The sequence below is a fragment of the Streptococcus australis genome, from assembly GCF_015553625.1.
GTDB classification, from domain to species: domain Bacteria; phylum Bacillota; class Bacilli; order Lactobacillales; family Streptococcaceae; genus Streptococcus; species Streptococcus australis_B.
Map to the genome: position 1 here is coordinate 44,266 of NZ_JADNGY010000009.1, position 14,042 is coordinate 58,307.

13 protein-coding genes and 1 other annotated feature are annotated in these 14,042 nt (G+C 42.8%); of the genes, 3 read left to right on the forward strand and 10 right to left on the reverse strand.

All coding sequences use genetic code 11. The features are described from left to right. Positions 1 to 4 precede the first annotated feature (4 nt). The 7 genes from I2D56_RS08185 to trpX form a co-directional block, all read right to left on the reverse strand. A complete protein-coding gene (locus I2D56_RS08185) occupies positions 5 to 727 on the reverse strand; it encodes a DUF3169 family protein (protein ID WP_195348338.1) in 723 nt (240 codons plus the stop codon). 53 nt (positions 728 to 780) lie between these two features. Continuing rightward, the gene (locus tag I2D56_RS08190) at positions 781 to 990 is read right to left on the reverse strand and encodes a helix-turn-helix transcriptional regulator (protein ID WP_003002675.1); all 210 of its coding nucleotides are present in this window, start codon (positions 988 to 990) and stop codon (positions 781 to 783) included. Positions 991 to 1,003: 13 nt separating this feature from the next. Then, positions 1,004 to 1,312 (reverse strand): hypothetical protein, encoded by a 309-nt coding sequence (locus tag I2D56_RS09900; RefSeq protein WP_061455075.1) that lies wholly within the window; start codon positions 1,310 to 1,312, stop codon positions 1,004 to 1,006. Positions 1,313 to 1,546: 234 nt separating this feature from the next. Next, a complete protein-coding gene (pheT, locus tag I2D56_RS08200) occupies positions 1,547 to 3,952 on the reverse strand; it encodes a phenylalanine--tRNA ligase subunit beta (RefSeq protein ID WP_195348339.1) in 2,406 nt (801 codons plus the stop codon). A 157-nt stretch (positions 3,953 to 4,109) separates the two neighbouring features. Next, a complete protein-coding gene (locus I2D56_RS08205; RefSeq protein ID WP_140814151.1) occupies positions 4,110 to 4,625 on the reverse strand; it encodes a GNAT family N-acetyltransferase in 516 nt (171 codons plus the stop codon). Positions 4,626 to 4,627: 2 nt separating this feature from the next. After that, positions 4,628 to 5,674, reverse strand: coding sequence for a phenylalanine--tRNA ligase subunit alpha (gene pheS, locus I2D56_RS08210; protein WP_023023788.1), 1,047 nt, complete (start codon positions 5,672 to 5,674; stop codon positions 4,628 to 4,630). A 314-nt stretch (positions 5,675 to 5,988) separates the two neighbouring features. Further along, positions 5,989 to 6,993 carry a tryptophan ABC transporter substrate-binding protein gene (gene trpX, locus I2D56_RS08215; RefSeq protein WP_195348340.1) on the reverse strand — a complete coding sequence of 335 codons (1,005 nt, stop codon included), beginning with the start codon at positions 6,991 to 6,993 and terminating at the stop codon, positions 5,989 to 5,991. A 130-nt stretch (positions 6,994 to 7,123) separates the two neighbouring features. After that, positions 7,124 to 7,358 (reverse strand) — a binding site (T-box leader). A 179-nt stretch (positions 7,359 to 7,537) separates the two neighbouring features. Between trpX and I2D56_RS08220 the strand changes: the two genes are divergently transcribed. Beyond that, positions 7,538 to 9,199 (forward strand): Rqc2 family fibronectin-binding protein, encoded by a 1,662-nt coding sequence (locus I2D56_RS08220; RefSeq protein ID WP_048714896.1) that lies wholly within the window; start codon positions 7,538 to 7,540, stop codon positions 9,197 to 9,199. 35 nt (positions 9,200 to 9,234) lie between these two features. Here I2D56_RS08220 and budA read toward each other — a convergent pair whose 3' ends face one another. The 3 genes from budA to I2D56_RS08235 all read right to left on the reverse strand — a co-directional run bounded on the left by budA (position 9,235) and on the right by I2D56_RS08235 (position 12,498). Then, on the reverse strand, positions 9,235 to 9,951 hold the full coding sequence (gene budA / locus I2D56_RS08225) for an acetolactate decarboxylase (RefSeq protein ID WP_048714898.1): 717 nt from the start codon (positions 9,949 to 9,951) through the stop codon (positions 9,235 to 9,237). 149 nt (positions 9,952 to 10,100) lie between these two features. Next, positions 10,101 to 11,339: a tetratricopeptide repeat protein gene (locus tag I2D56_RS08230; protein ID WP_023027056.1), complete on the reverse strand. Its 1,239-nt coding sequence runs from the start codon at positions 11,337 to 11,339 to the stop codon at positions 10,101 to 10,103. Continuing rightward, positions 11,329 to 12,498 carry an AI-2E family transporter gene (locus tag I2D56_RS08235; protein WP_048691022.1) on the reverse strand — a complete coding sequence of 390 codons (1,170 nt, stop codon included), beginning with the start codon at positions 12,496 to 12,498 and terminating at the stop codon, positions 11,329 to 11,331. The genes I2D56_RS08230 and I2D56_RS08235 overlap by 11 nt, the downstream gene beginning before the upstream one ends. A 175-nt stretch (positions 12,499 to 12,673) precedes the next feature. On the opposite strand from I2D56_RS08235, the gene I2D56_RS08240 reads away from it, so the two are divergent. Both I2D56_RS08240 and I2D56_RS08245 read left to right on the forward strand, forming a co-directional pair. Then, positions 12,674 to 13,684, forward strand: a complete 1,011-nt coding sequence (locus I2D56_RS08240; protein ID WP_042361161.1) for a lactonase family protein — start codon at positions 12,674 to 12,676, stop codon at positions 13,682 to 13,684. 76 nt (positions 13,685 to 13,760) lie between these two features. Then, the gene (locus tag I2D56_RS08245) at positions 13,761 to 13,946 is read left to right on the forward strand and encodes a hypothetical protein (protein WP_023023803.1); all 186 of its coding nucleotides are present in this window, start codon (positions 13,761 to 13,763) and stop codon (positions 13,944 to 13,946) included. Positions 13,947 to 14,042: the final 96 nt, after the last annotated feature.

Here is a 14,042-nt window from a genome sequence, read left to right on the forward strand (position 1 = left end):
TCCTCTACTCTTTATAGTAACGTTTGGTAATCTTGTACTGAGAGACCAAGATATAGACATAAATCAGTGATACAACTACTAATGCTAACAAGATATCTGCCTGGAATGTAATGCCAACTAAGAATATCGCCATTAAGGAAATCGGTAAGACATAATTGCTTAACTTAAAGACAATGTCGAAGTTCTCCTCATAGCAAATTTGTTTCTCTGCCTCATCCATCATGCTCATCATTAATTCACGGACTTCTGCCCCACTAGCATTGCGTGGGATTGCTTTTCCATAAATCTGTTTGAAGGTTTTTCGAAACTGATGTTCCAGTCCAAAAGTAAGAAGGAGCAAAGCAAGGAAAATAAGCGGTATGGTGTATTTCCCAAAAACACCTGTTAGTTTTTCTTCATAGACTAGTTTTTGGCAAGAAAAGAAGATCACTAATAGATAGGGAACAATCATGATGCCTTTGAAAATCGCGGCCAAGTCATAAAGCCTTCTCGTTTGACTTTCATAATGGTAGGCTTCGTCCTCATCTTCTGTCTCCTCCATCATTTGATAAGACTGGCGGGACGACAAGAGATAAGTAGACGCAATTCCGAAGCTCACCAGATATAAAATGGTTGACCCTATATAGAGCATATCTCGATCAAATAGCTTTTGGATTTCAATAGGATGATCTGAACCAAAATAACCTGTCAAAAAGCCAATGATTAATCCTAAAAGGATCAAGGCCATGTTTCTCCAAAAACGAAAACGGGCTGACCTTTCTTTATACTTCTTTTTCACTTTTATTCTTCTCCCTCTACTAGACTAAAAACATTCTCCACCGGTTCCTTGAAAATCTGGGCGATGGTAATAGCAATGATAACCGAAGGGGTGTATTCCCCTCGCTCCAAGAGACTGATGGACTGACGCGAGACTCCTGCTAGCTTAGCTAGCTCGGATTGGTTGAGCCCATCACGCGCCCTCAGCTCTTTCAGTCGATTTTTTAAGATCATGGCTTTCGCCCCCTTATAGTTGAATACCTTGAATATCTTCGATGCGAACTAATTTTGTCTCTCTTTGTTGTTTATTATTCACACGAGTCAGTTTGACCCAATCTTCGTCGATATCCAAAATTTCATACTCGAATCCAACACCACTCACTGTAACAGTGGCCGTTTGGCCTTTCAATTCTTCTAAAATTCTAGACATGTCTTGATTTCCTTTCACTTGTTTTTCTAATCGTCTAATGCGTTTGTTCAACCTTTTAATCTTCTTTTCTGAGCTCGCATAAACCATAATCAGAAAAGGGATAAAAAGAATCCATATGGCTCCCATAAGAAACCTCCCCTTCTTTCAACTAAAATCATTGTAACACTTCTTTTTCTTTTTGACAAGTATATTTGTCAAAAAAATAAAAATATTTGTCAAAAATAGAAGAATGCTTGACATAGATATTTTGAGTACTTAAAGGAATTTCTCTACTTTAATAGGGTTTCAAGGCTTATAACTTGCAAATCCTATAAGAAAAAAACAGTTGAGAAATTCTCAACTGTTTCATCTTTTTACGATTTAACGCACCTCTGCGTCTACTTTTTCTTCAAGTGATGCTTGGATTTTTTCCATGTAGCGTGCGACTTCTTCGTCGGTTAAGCTATCTTCAGGATTTTGGAAGGTCAAGCTATAAGCCATGGACTTCATTCCGATACCCAGTTTTTCACCTGAGAAGACGTCAAAGAGTTTGATATCTGTCAAACGTTTCACGCCTGCAGCTTGGATGGCATCGACCACTTCTTGGTGAGTCACTTCTTCTTTGAGGAGAAGGGCGATATCACGGCTGACTGCTGGGAACTTCGTAATTTCCACAAATGGAGCGGCTGGTTGAAGGGCTGCTTCAATAGCTGAAAGGTTAAGCTCAGCTACATAAGTCTCTGGAATATCATAAGCCTTAGCCGTCACAGGGTGTACTTGACCGAGGAAACCAAGAACTTGATCCCCGAGTGAAATCAAGGCTGTACGTCCTGGATGGAGACTAGCTATTTCAGAGGTTGCTGTATAAGTCACTTCAAGACCCAAGCGAGCAAAGAGGGCTTCCAAGATTCCCTTAGCGTAGAAGAAATCAACTGGAACAGCTGCAGTTTGGAAGTCTTTTTCAGCGACTAAACCAGTCAAAGCAAAGGCAAAGCTGTTGATCTCATTTGGCAAGTCTTCTTTTGGATTACCCGTTTGCTCGAAGACTTTTCCAATCTCGTAGAGAGCCAAGTCTTTGTTCTTACGCGCAACGTTGTAGGCAACTGTATCAAGGATACCAGAAACCATATTTTGACGGAGGACTGAACGGTCCACTGTCATTGGCCACATGAGCTCTGTTAAGTTGCTTGGCGCAGTTGTAAACTCAACGGCTTTTTCAGGAGTTGTCAGAGCGTAGGTAATGATTTCAGTCAAGCCTGCCCCTTCAGCAATCGTCCGAACTTGACGACGGAGTTTTTGTGTCGCAGTCAATTCACCTGCTGTCCCATCGTCTTTTGGAAGACTGGTTGGCAAGCGGTCATAACCATAGATACGAGCGATTTCTTCAAAGAGGTCCGCTTCGATAGTGATGTCCCAACGACGACGTGGAACGCTTACTGTGAAGCTGTCAGCATTTCCAGAAAGGCCAAAGCCAAGACGACGGAAGACATCTTCGACATCGGCATAAGTAAGTTCAGTTCCAAGGACACGGTTGACGTCTGCAAGGGTTGAAGAAACTTCTACATCAGAAGTATCCAATTCACCTGCTGAAACAATACCTTTACGAACAGTTGCTCCTGCAAGTTCAGCAATCATGCTGGCTGCCGCATCAAGGGCTTCATTGACTGTTGCCACATTGATGCCTTTTTCAAAGCGAGAAGATGATTCAGAACGAAGGTTGAGACGACCACTAGTCTTACGGATAGATTTGCCATTGAAGACAGCAGCTTCAAGGACGACACGACTAGACTTTTCAGAGATTTCTGTAGCCTGACCACCCATGACACCTGCAAGGGCTACTGGTTTGTCAGCTACTGTAATCACTAAGTCATTTGTTTCCAACTCACGCTCTTCCCCGTCCAAGGTTACTAATTTTTCACCCGCACGCGCTTCACGGACACGGATGTCGTTTCCTTCAAAGGTATCCAAGTCAAAGGCATGCATCGGCTGACCAAAGTAAAGCAGGATATAGTTGGTCACGTCAACCACATTATTGATGGGACGGATTCCTTCATTCATAAGGAGATTTTGCAACCATTGTGGACTTGGTGCGATGGTTACATTGTCCAAGATACGAGCCGCATAATAAGGAGCTTTGTCTGTGTCAATGCTGACAGAAAGAGCATCTGATGCAATTTGGTCTGTTTCTGTTAAACTGAATTCCTTAAAGTTGACTGCCTTGTCATAGATAGCAGCTACTTCGTGTGCTACCCCACGCATAGAGAGGGCATCTGCACGGTTAGGCGTGATGGAAAGTTCGATGATTTCATCATCCAAGTCTAGGTAAGAGAAGACTTCGTCTCCAGGAACAGCATCTTGAGGCAAGATTTGGATCCCATCTGCAAATTCTTTTGGTACAACGGAGTCAGAAATCCCTAATTCACCAAGGGAGCAGATCATTCCGAGAGATTCTAAACCACGGATTTTCCCTTTTTTGATCTTGTAGTTGTCCGCGATACGAGCACCTGGAAGAGCCACCATGACCTTGATGCCAGCGCGCACATTTGGTGCTCCACAGACGATTTGACGGGCTTCTTCTTCACCCACATTGACTTGGCAGACATGCAAGTGTGTTTCTGGCACATCTTCACAAGACAGGATTTCTCCGACGACAATTTTTGAGAGACCGGCAGCTGGTGATTCCACACCTTCTACTTCGATCCCTGTGGTTGACATTTTTTCAGCCAACTCTTGTGATGGCACATCAATGTCCACCAATTCTTTTAACCATTTATAACTAACTAACATATGTAAGATACCAAGGGCCATGCTGAAATCTAGATAGCTTTCCTAAATCTCCATCCACCCTCGTTTTGATCCTTTCATTTTGTGTTTTCCAGCTCGAGGCTGGCTTAGGAAGGTCTAGTAACCTCCCCATCTCTAGAATAGAAGTTTCTCATTCCTTCTAGGTCAATTTCTTTCTCAACAACCAGTCAATATCAACCGTATCACCGGTAGGATACTCGTGTTCACTAAATCGTTCAAATCCAAAGCGGTAGTAAAAATCTTGTGCCTTAAAGTTGCGTTCCCAGACACCTAGCCAGGCCCACTCAAAGCCACGGCTCTTGGCTTGATCCAGCGCAAAGAGAAACATTTCCTTGCCAAAACCAGCCCCATGCCATTCCTTTTTGACATAGATCCGTTGGATCTCAAAGGACTTGTCCATCTCTACTGGCTCGGTCTGCGCTTGACCCCAGTTAATCTTGAGAAAACCACAGATTTCTTGATCTTCATTGAGGACAAAATAAGTTTCGGACTCTGGATCTAGCAGATCCTTCTCGACTTGCTCCAAAGAGAGCACGGTAGAGAAGTAATCTTCCAAATCTTTCTCAACAATATAGGGACCAAAGGTATCCCGGTAGGTCTCCACCTCTAAGTCACGCAGGGTCTGTGCCTGGTCGATTTTTACTCTAACTAACATGATTATTTAAACTGTTCTGAGAAGCGAACATCTCCTTGATAGAAGCCACGGATATCATTGATTCCATAACGAAGCATGGCTACACGCTCCTGACCAAGTCCGAAGGCGAATCCTGAATAGACTGTTGAATCAATGCCACTCATCTCAAGCACGCGTGGGTGAACCATACCGGCCCCCATGATTTCGATCCAACCGGTCTTCTTACATACATTACATCCCGCTCCACCACATTTGAAGCAAGAGACATCTACTTCAACAGATGGCTCTGTAAATGGGAAGTAAGAAGGACGCAGACGGATTTGGCGTTCTGCACCAAACATCTTTTGCACGATCAACTGAAGCGTTCCTTGGAGGTCTGCCATAGAAATATTCTTCCCAACGACCAAACCTTCGATTTGATGGAACTGGTGGCTGTGGGTCGCATCATCTGTATCCCGACGGAAGACCCGCCCTGGAGAGATCATCTTCAAAGGCCCCTTGCTAAAGTCATGCGCATCCATAGCACGCGCCTGAACTGGTGATGTGTGGGTCCGAAGCAAGATTTCTTCTGTGATGTAGAAGGTGTCCTGCATATCCCGCGCTGGGTGATCTTTTGGAAGGTTCATGCGTTCAAAGTTGTAGTAGTCTTTTTCGACTTCAAACCCATCGACGACTTGGTAGCCCATCCCGATAAAGATATCTTCGATTTCTTCACTGGTTTGGGTCAAGACATGACGATGACCACTTGCGACTGGACGTCCTGGTAGGGTCACGTCGATACTTTCACTAGCCAATTTAGCTTGGACTTTCTTTTCTTCCAAGAGCTTGGCTGTTTCTTCAAAGGCAGCCGTCAAGACATCACGCGCTTCATTGACGTGTTTTCCGATAACCGGACGCATTTCAGCAGAGACATCTTTCATCCCTTTAAGGATTTCAGTAAGGGAACCTTTTTTCCCAAGGACAGAGACGCGTAACTCTTGCATCTCTTTTTTGTTTTCAGCAGAGATCTGCTTCAAAGCTGCCAGCGTTTCTTCCCGAAGCGCTTTTAGTTGTTCTTCAATCGTTGACATATTTCCTCCATCATGGTCTTCACTCAGACATAGAAAAAACCACGCGCCACACCCACATTCGGAGCGTTGACACGCGGTACCATCCGTCTTTTATCTGAAACTCAGACCTTAATTTCTAAATCCTTGCGCAAGTGAATTCACTCAGCTTTCATGCAAAGAGCTTTCAGTCACGGCTCTTCTCCCTGTTGCACTTCCCTTGAGGTACTAGTCTTGCAGATTTCTATTCAGTTACATTCTAGTTTAGCAGATTTTACAAAAAATGACAAGTGAAGCCTGTTTTTCTTCACTTGCCATTCTTGTTATTCGTTTGGTTTTTATTCGATGACTTGTCCAGCTTCTTTCAAGACAGATTCTGGAATGGTAATGCCTAATTCTTCTGCCACTTTTTTGTTAATGACAGACTTACCATCTGTGAAGATTTCAACTGGTGTGTCAGCTGGTTTTTGACCTTTCAAGATTTTCGCAGCCATTTTACCAGTTGCCACTCCAAGATCGTGTTGATCGACAACGACTGAGCCTAAACCACCAGCTTCGACCATGGCTGTCGCACTTGGGAAGATTGGTTTTTTAGCTGTTTTGTTTGCTTCGACTACCGTTGAGAAGGCTGAAGCGATGGTGTTGTCAATTGGAACCCAGATAGCATCCACTTTACCAGTCATGACAGAAACCGTTGAAGCAATTTCATTTGTAGAAGGGACTGAATAAGGAACCACCTTGTAGCCTGCTTTTTCAGCCAATTTTGTAAATTCTTCTACTTGCGTTTTAGAATTATCTTCACTGGTTGAGTAAAGGACACCGATTGTTTTCACGTTTGGAGTCAACTCTTTGATCAATTTCAACTGTTGTTCCGTTGGGTTGTGGTCAGATACTCCTGTGATATTGCCACCTGGTTTTTTCAAATCTTTGACCAAGTTAGCGCCGACTGGGTCTGTGATAGCACCCATGACGATTGGTTTGTCCTTGGTTGCACTAGCCAAACCTTGAGCAGATGGGGTTGCGATTCCGATCAAAACGTCGTTGTTGTTTTGGACCAATTGCTTACTCATGGTAGCAACCTTGTTTTGGTCCCCTTCTGCATTGAGGAATTCAATCTCAATCTTGTCCTTGTCATAGCCTTCTTCAGCCAAGCCATCTTGAATCCCCTTGTAGATTTCGTCTAGCGATGGGTGGCTGACCAACTGCAAGACACCGACTTTTACCTTTTTAGTTCCATCTGCTTTATTAGCTTCATTTTTATTGTTTAACATTGGATAGACTACTGCTACTAAAATAATAGCTAGCAAAGCACCAATCATTCCCAATACACGTTTGTTTTTCATTTTCTTTACCTCAATTATTTATTTTTTCGTTTTTTCGCATCTTTGTTAAAGACTGAGTCGCCATCGTTTCTTCATCTTCTTTTCTCCCTTCTTTTTGAAACAAAAACACGCCCACACATAGCTATAGCTATGTGAGGACGTGTCATCGCGGTGCCACCTCACTTATGGGAAAATGGATATACTCCTCCCATGTCTCTGTCTTGTCTAGCAACAAGTTGCACGATAAGGTGTGCCGACCGAATTTTTATTGTTTCAAATTCATCTCATCATTAGTCCAATTTCATAAATGTCCACTACCCACTTCCACCAACCGTGAGCTCTCTATTAAATTTTCATTTATTACTTTTCTAATTGAATCCATTGTAAATGTTTCCGTAAGCCTTGTCAATACTTTTTTATGTTTTTTTTGAAAACGTTCGTCATTTCCTGAAATTCATTTTCTAACGGATGCTTTTACAAGGATTGAAAACCGCCTTCTTACTGGGTTTTCAGGCACTTTTTTGATATAATTTACTAGAATTAGTCTAGAATGTTGAGGAACCCCATGTCTTTTGATGGATTTTTTTTACACCATATGGTGAATGAATTACAAAGCGAACTCCTATATGGTCGCATCCAAAAAATTAACCAACCCTTTGAACAAGAGTTGGTTTTACAAATTCGTAGCAATCGCAAGAATCAAAAACTCTTGCTGTCTTCCCACTCTGTTTTTGGTCGGATCCAACGGACTCAGACCAATTTTGAGAATCCTGCCTTCCCTAATACCTTTATCATGGTCATGCGCAAGTATCTCCAAGGGGCAGTCATTGAGCAGATCCAGCAACTGGAGAATGACCGTATTTTAGAAATTGCCGTCTCCAATAAAAATGAGATTGGGGATGATATATCTGTAACCCTGATTATTGAAATCATGGGTAAGCACAGCAATATCATTCTTCTGGACAAGGCAACTGGAAAAATCATCGAAGCAATCAAGCATGTGGGCTTCTCACAAAATAGCTACCGGACCATTCTCCCTGGATCAACCTATGTAGCTCCTCCAAAAACCGAAGCGGTCAACCCCTTTACCATTAAAGACGAAGCCTTATTCGCCTTTCTTCACCGAGAAGAGTTGACACCTAAAAACCTTCAAACCCATTTCCAGGGTCTTGGTCGAGATACTGCTCAAGAATTGGCCAGTCGATTAGAAAGCGGAGAAAAATTAAAAACCTTCCGAGCATTCTTTGAAGCTCCAACAGATCCCCGTCTAACGAAAAAATCTTTTGCTGCTCTCGCTTATGCAGATAGCCAGGAGGAGACCTTTGAAACCTTATCAGATCTACTCGACCACTACTACTTGGACAAGGCTGAGCGCGACCGGGTCCAACAACAAGCTGGGGAACTAATCCGCAAGGTGGATAATGAGCTAGAAAAGAACCGGAAAAAATTGGCCAAACAGGAAGCCGAACTAGCAGCGACAGAAAATGCCGAAGAATTCCGTCAAAAAGGCGAACTACTCACTACCTTCCTCCATCAAGTCCCAAATGATCAAGACCAGGTCACCTTGGACAACTACTATACCAACCAGCCTATTACCATTGCTTTGGATAAGGCCTTGACCCCCAGTCAAAATGCTCAACGCTACTTCAAGCGTTACCAGAAGCTAAAAGAAGCCGTCAAACATTTGACCTCTCTCATCCAGGAAACCAAGGAAACTATCTCCTACCTAGAGACGGTCGAGACCGCTCTGGCCCAAGCCAGCCTTTCTGAAGTAGCCGAGATTCGCGAAGAGCTGATCCAAACAGGCTTTATCAAACGACGCAACCGAGAAAAGATCCACAAACGGAAAAAACCAGAGAAGTACTTAGCATCAGATGGCAAGACCATTATTCTGGTCGGCCGGAACAATCTTCAAAACGAAGAATTGACCTTCAAAATGGCTAAAAAGGACGAACTCTGGTTCCACGCTAAGGATATTCCAGGTAGTCACGTGGTCATTACAGGTAACCTCAACCCTTCAGATGAGGTCAAAACCGATGCAGCTGAGCTTGCAGCCTATTTCTCTAAGGGACGCCTGTCCAATCTGGTCCAAGTCGACATGATTGAAACAAAAAAACTCAACAAACCGACCGGAGGAAAACCTGGATTTGTAACCTATACCGGTCAGAAAACCCTACGGGTCACCCCTGAAGAAGAAAAGATCAAATCTATGCGCATCAATGAGTAATAAAAAGGGCTGAGAATCATCTCAGCCCTTTTGTTTTATTCTGATTTGTGGATATCCTCTTTGACCTGGTCAACGTTGAACTTGGCAAAGAGATACTGGCGGTCCTGGACAGGAAAGCGTTGGTCCAATTGATCAATGGCTCCAACTTCGACGATGCCCTCTTTGATGACAAAATCCATAACATGTCCTCCAAAGGTATGGTCATCTGAGATAAAGTGAAGGTGATAGCCTGCTACACTGACCCCATGAAACATCTCTGGCGTCCAAAAACCAACAATGGTTCCTGTAACATTTTCTCGTGTAAATTCTGGCTGATGGGTTGCTACATCTGCAAACTTGGTCTCCGAAGTTGATTTGGGAATCATGCGCACATGCATTTTGGCGAAATCACCGTGAATCTTGATGGAACGAAACAAATTTTCGCCATCGTAATAAGATTCAATGCGAGCCTCTAACTCCTCATCTGTCATTTCAAAGCGTTGTCGAAAAATCACTTCGGCCTGGTGGGGAACAATGGCTGCATAGGGGACAGTCGCATCTGAAGATACTTCCACAATCTCTGGTTCCTCTCCTGAACCCTTAGCTTGATAAGCCTTACCATCTAAGACAATCAATTCGCCATCGATTGAGTCCAGGGTCCCAATTCCTAAATCTCCATGCTCTAGTAATTCTTTAACCGTAAAGGATCCTCCATAGAGACCAGCCATCAAAGCCCCCAAGGTATTGTATTGAAACAATTTCACCGGTTCCATTATCTTCTCCCTCATTCATCTTGTCTTCTTTTTAGCCCTTCCAGTATACCATATTCTCAAGGACAATAACAGAAAGACTGATTAAAAAAGAGCGGGACCGAACCATGATACAAACTTGTTCTGATTCCCGCCCTTCAAGGGTCAAGTAGTTAATCTTCTAACAGGCTCTCATAGAAAGCTTGCATTTGCCCATCATCTGGGACTAGCTGCAAATAGCCTTCTGCCACTTCCCGGGCTTTTGCGATTTGTCCCAACTCTCTCAAGAGGTAACTATAGCTTTCTAAGTACTCTGGATTTTCTTTCAAATCTGGGTAGAGCTCTTCATAGATCGGAGCCGCTTTTTCAACCTCTTCGAGTGCTACCAAGGCACGAGCGATATTCCAACGGGTGACGACATTTTCCACTTCCACTTCTTGCCATTCAAGGACGTCTTCATAACGTTCCTGTTCCAGATAAAGAGTTGTCAGACGAAGGGCGATATCTTCAAGATCCTCAGCAACTTCTTTGGCTTCTAACAAATACTTCTCTGCTTTTTCTGGCTGGTGCAACTCGTAGGCCAATTGGGAGGCTAGAAGGAGGAGATAAGCGTCAAAAGGATTCTTTTGGATTCCTTGCTCTGCTATTGCTAACGCTGTTTCTCGGTCATTTTCAGCTTGAAGAGCCAAGGCATAGCCGTATTCATACCCTTCAAAGTCTGGCGACAGTGTATCAATCTGCTTGAAGTAGATCAGAGAACGTTGATACTCTTCTCGGTCAGAGAGAAGGGTTGCCAATTCATAGGCAATCTGGTCATCAAACTCAATTTCCAAGGCCTTTTCTAAAAACTCAATAGCAGACTCAAACCGACCCAGATTCGCATAAGCATAGCCAATCCGCTGGTATGTGGAAATGCCCGTTTCTTCTAAAATGAGACGGTTGTCTAACTGAGCATACTCTTGAATGGCTTCTTGGTAATTTTCAAGTTCTAAATCAATCTCTGCCAAGCCTAGTTGAATAATAGGGTCATCTGAAAGAGTCGCTGCTTCCATCAGTTTTTCTCGAGCCACATCTGCCAAGCCCTCACTTTGGTAGAGGTCTGCCTTGACTAAGAGACTGGCTAGATACCATTCCGAACTTTCCGGGATTTCTTCCAAATAAGCAAAGGCTTCTTCCATTAGTCCATCTTCCGCTACGATAGTGGCTAGACTCAGATAGACCTCTGGATAATCATCTCTCAGATGCAAGTAGGTTTGCTTGGCTTCTGGGTAAAAACCAATACTTTCAAAATATTGTCCCAATTCTAACAAGGTAGCTGGATCATCTTCTAGCAAAGCCTTATCCAAATAAGCTGGCAGACGATCTAGCTCTTGTTTCTCAATTGCTTCTAGAATTTTTTGACTATTCTTCACTTTGAATTTCCTCAACTTCGTCCTTTTCGTACAAACCACTGACCTCTTTATACCATTCAAATAGAGCACTGATGACTACTTTAGCCGAAGCATAAACCGGGATTCCTAAGAAGACTCCCCAGATTCCAAACATAGAGCCAGAAGTAATCAATACAAACAGAATCGTGATTGGGTGGATATTGAGCTGACTCCCCAAGACAAGTGGGGAAACGAAACGTCCCTCGATTGTTTGCTCAACAATAAAGACAATGACGACTTTGACAAACATCTCTGGTCCTGCCACCAACCCCAAGACTAAGGCTGGGAGCATGGCCAAGAAGCTGCCCAAGTATGGTATCAAGTTCAAAAAACCAGCGGTTACACCGAGTGTCACAGCGTAACGAAGCCCAATGATCTTAAGCAGAAGAATAAACATTAAAGCTACGATGATAGCAACAGTAATCTGACCTCTGACATAATTAGCCAATTGTGTATTGACATCAGACAGTACTTTGTCTGCAGATTTACGAATCTTGGTTGGCAAGAAACGGATGATTTGCCCTTTTAAGTTCTTTCCATCTCTCAAAAGATAGAAGACGATAAAAGGCATAATAATCAAAGCGATAATGACCTGAGAGGCGACAGTAATCAGATTGCTGACCCAGTTGACTGCTCGGGCGGAAAAAGAACTCGCCCAACTGGTAATATTCTGCGACAATTGGCTGGTCCATTCATCCAGCTGAGGCTTGATTTCTGGCGACACTTTGTTGTCTAAGACATCATCGATGGTCCTATTGGCCTTTTCCAAGTAATCTGGCAGGTTCTTCATAAAACTAAGAACTTGATGTTGAATAGCTGGAATAGCGACAGCCAAGCCCCATAAAATGAGAAGCGCGATCAAAATAAAGACGATGGAAATTGCAATGATCCGTTTGACTCGGTGCCTTTCCAAAAAGTCCACGATTGGATTTAACAAATAATAGAGGAGCCCTGAAATAATGACTGGTAGCATGACTGCTGCTCCAAACTCTAACAGGGGTGTAAAAATAAAACTAATCTTGCTGAGAACTAAAATATTCAATCCCATCAGTAAGGTTACTAGAAAAACAGTAATGGCTTTATTATCTACAAACCATTTAAAAAACCAGGATAAACTAAAATCTTTTTCTTTATGTTCCACGGGAATCTCCTTCGTTTTCAATCTGTCTTTATTTTAGCATTTTTAGTCCATAATTTCACGATATAGCTGAAATGTGAGCTTTTTTTTAATGCTTAGCTTGTCAATCCTTCACCTAATCGTTTTCCATCCCCTTCTTTTCTGATATAATGGAGCTATCAACAAAGTCGAGGTGCATGTGATGCAAGATATTTATTTCGGAACCTATACCAAACGAGACTCTAAAGGAATTTATAAGGCTTCCTTCGATGAAAGAACTGGTCAACTTAGCGACTTAGAACTAGTTGCTCAAGAGCCAAACCCAACCTATCTCGCTTTTTCAAAAGCTGGTTTCTTATACAGTGTGGGTGCGGAGCAAGGTCTTGGCGGCATTGCAAGCTTTAGTCCTGATCACCAGTTAATCAATCATGTGGTCGAGGAAGGGGCGCCCCTCTGTTATGTCTCTGTTGATGAGGCGCGTGGCTTGGTCTATGGAGCTAACTACCACAAGGGACAAGTCCTCTCATATCGCATCCATGAAGATGGTCATTTAACCTTTGTCGACCAAGCGACTCATCAGGGTTCTGGACCTCACGAAAACCAAGCGAGTCCCCATGTACATTATGCAGATCTCACTCCCGATAAGCTACTCATCACTTGTGATTTGGGTACCGATCAAGTAGTGGTCTATCAAGTCGATGATCTTGGTAAACTAACGAAGACTCAAACCTATCAAACAGCTCCAGGTGCTGGTCCACGTCATATCATTTTCCACTCTCATTACAAGACCGCCTACCTCATTAACGAATTAAACGCTACCATCGATGTCCTTTTCTATGACGGACTTGGCTACTTTGAACATTTCCAAACCATCTCAACCCTACCTAAAGAGTATGAAGGTCAAAAATGGGCCGCTGCTATTCGCCTCTCAGAGGATGGGAAATTCCTCTATGCCTCAAATCGTGCCCATAACTCCATTGCAGTTTATGAAATCTTGGCAGATGGTAGCTTAGTGCTTCTGGAAATCGTTCCAACCAATGGACTCAATCCACGTGATTTCATTCTTAGTCCGGACCAAGAATATCTCATTGCAGTTCATCAAGATTCAGACAATGCCACTGTTTTTAAACGCGATAAAACGAGTGGTAGATTGACTGAATTAAGCCATGATTTCCACGTACCAGAGGCGGTTTGTGTCCTCTTCAACTAACAATCAAAACGCTTGCTAGTTTGGTTAAAAAGTGATTAAATAGTGATAATAATAAATAGGTTATAGGAGAAAACTCATGAACCCAATGGATTTATTTAACCAAGTCAAAGAAATGATCGAAAAGAAAGATTTCGATGCTGCTAAAAAATTTATCGATGACAACAAGGATAACCTTGGTGACTACTTAGAACAAGCAAAAGCTCTTGTTGCTGGAAACGATCTAGTGAGCGGTGCTGTTGATAAAATCAAAGGCTTATTCTAATCCCTAAAATTCTCAACTACTTGGTTGAGGATTTTTTGTTTAGCTCGATAGCAAAAAAAATCCTTGAGAAAACTCAAGGATCTTTTTAGTCTAGTA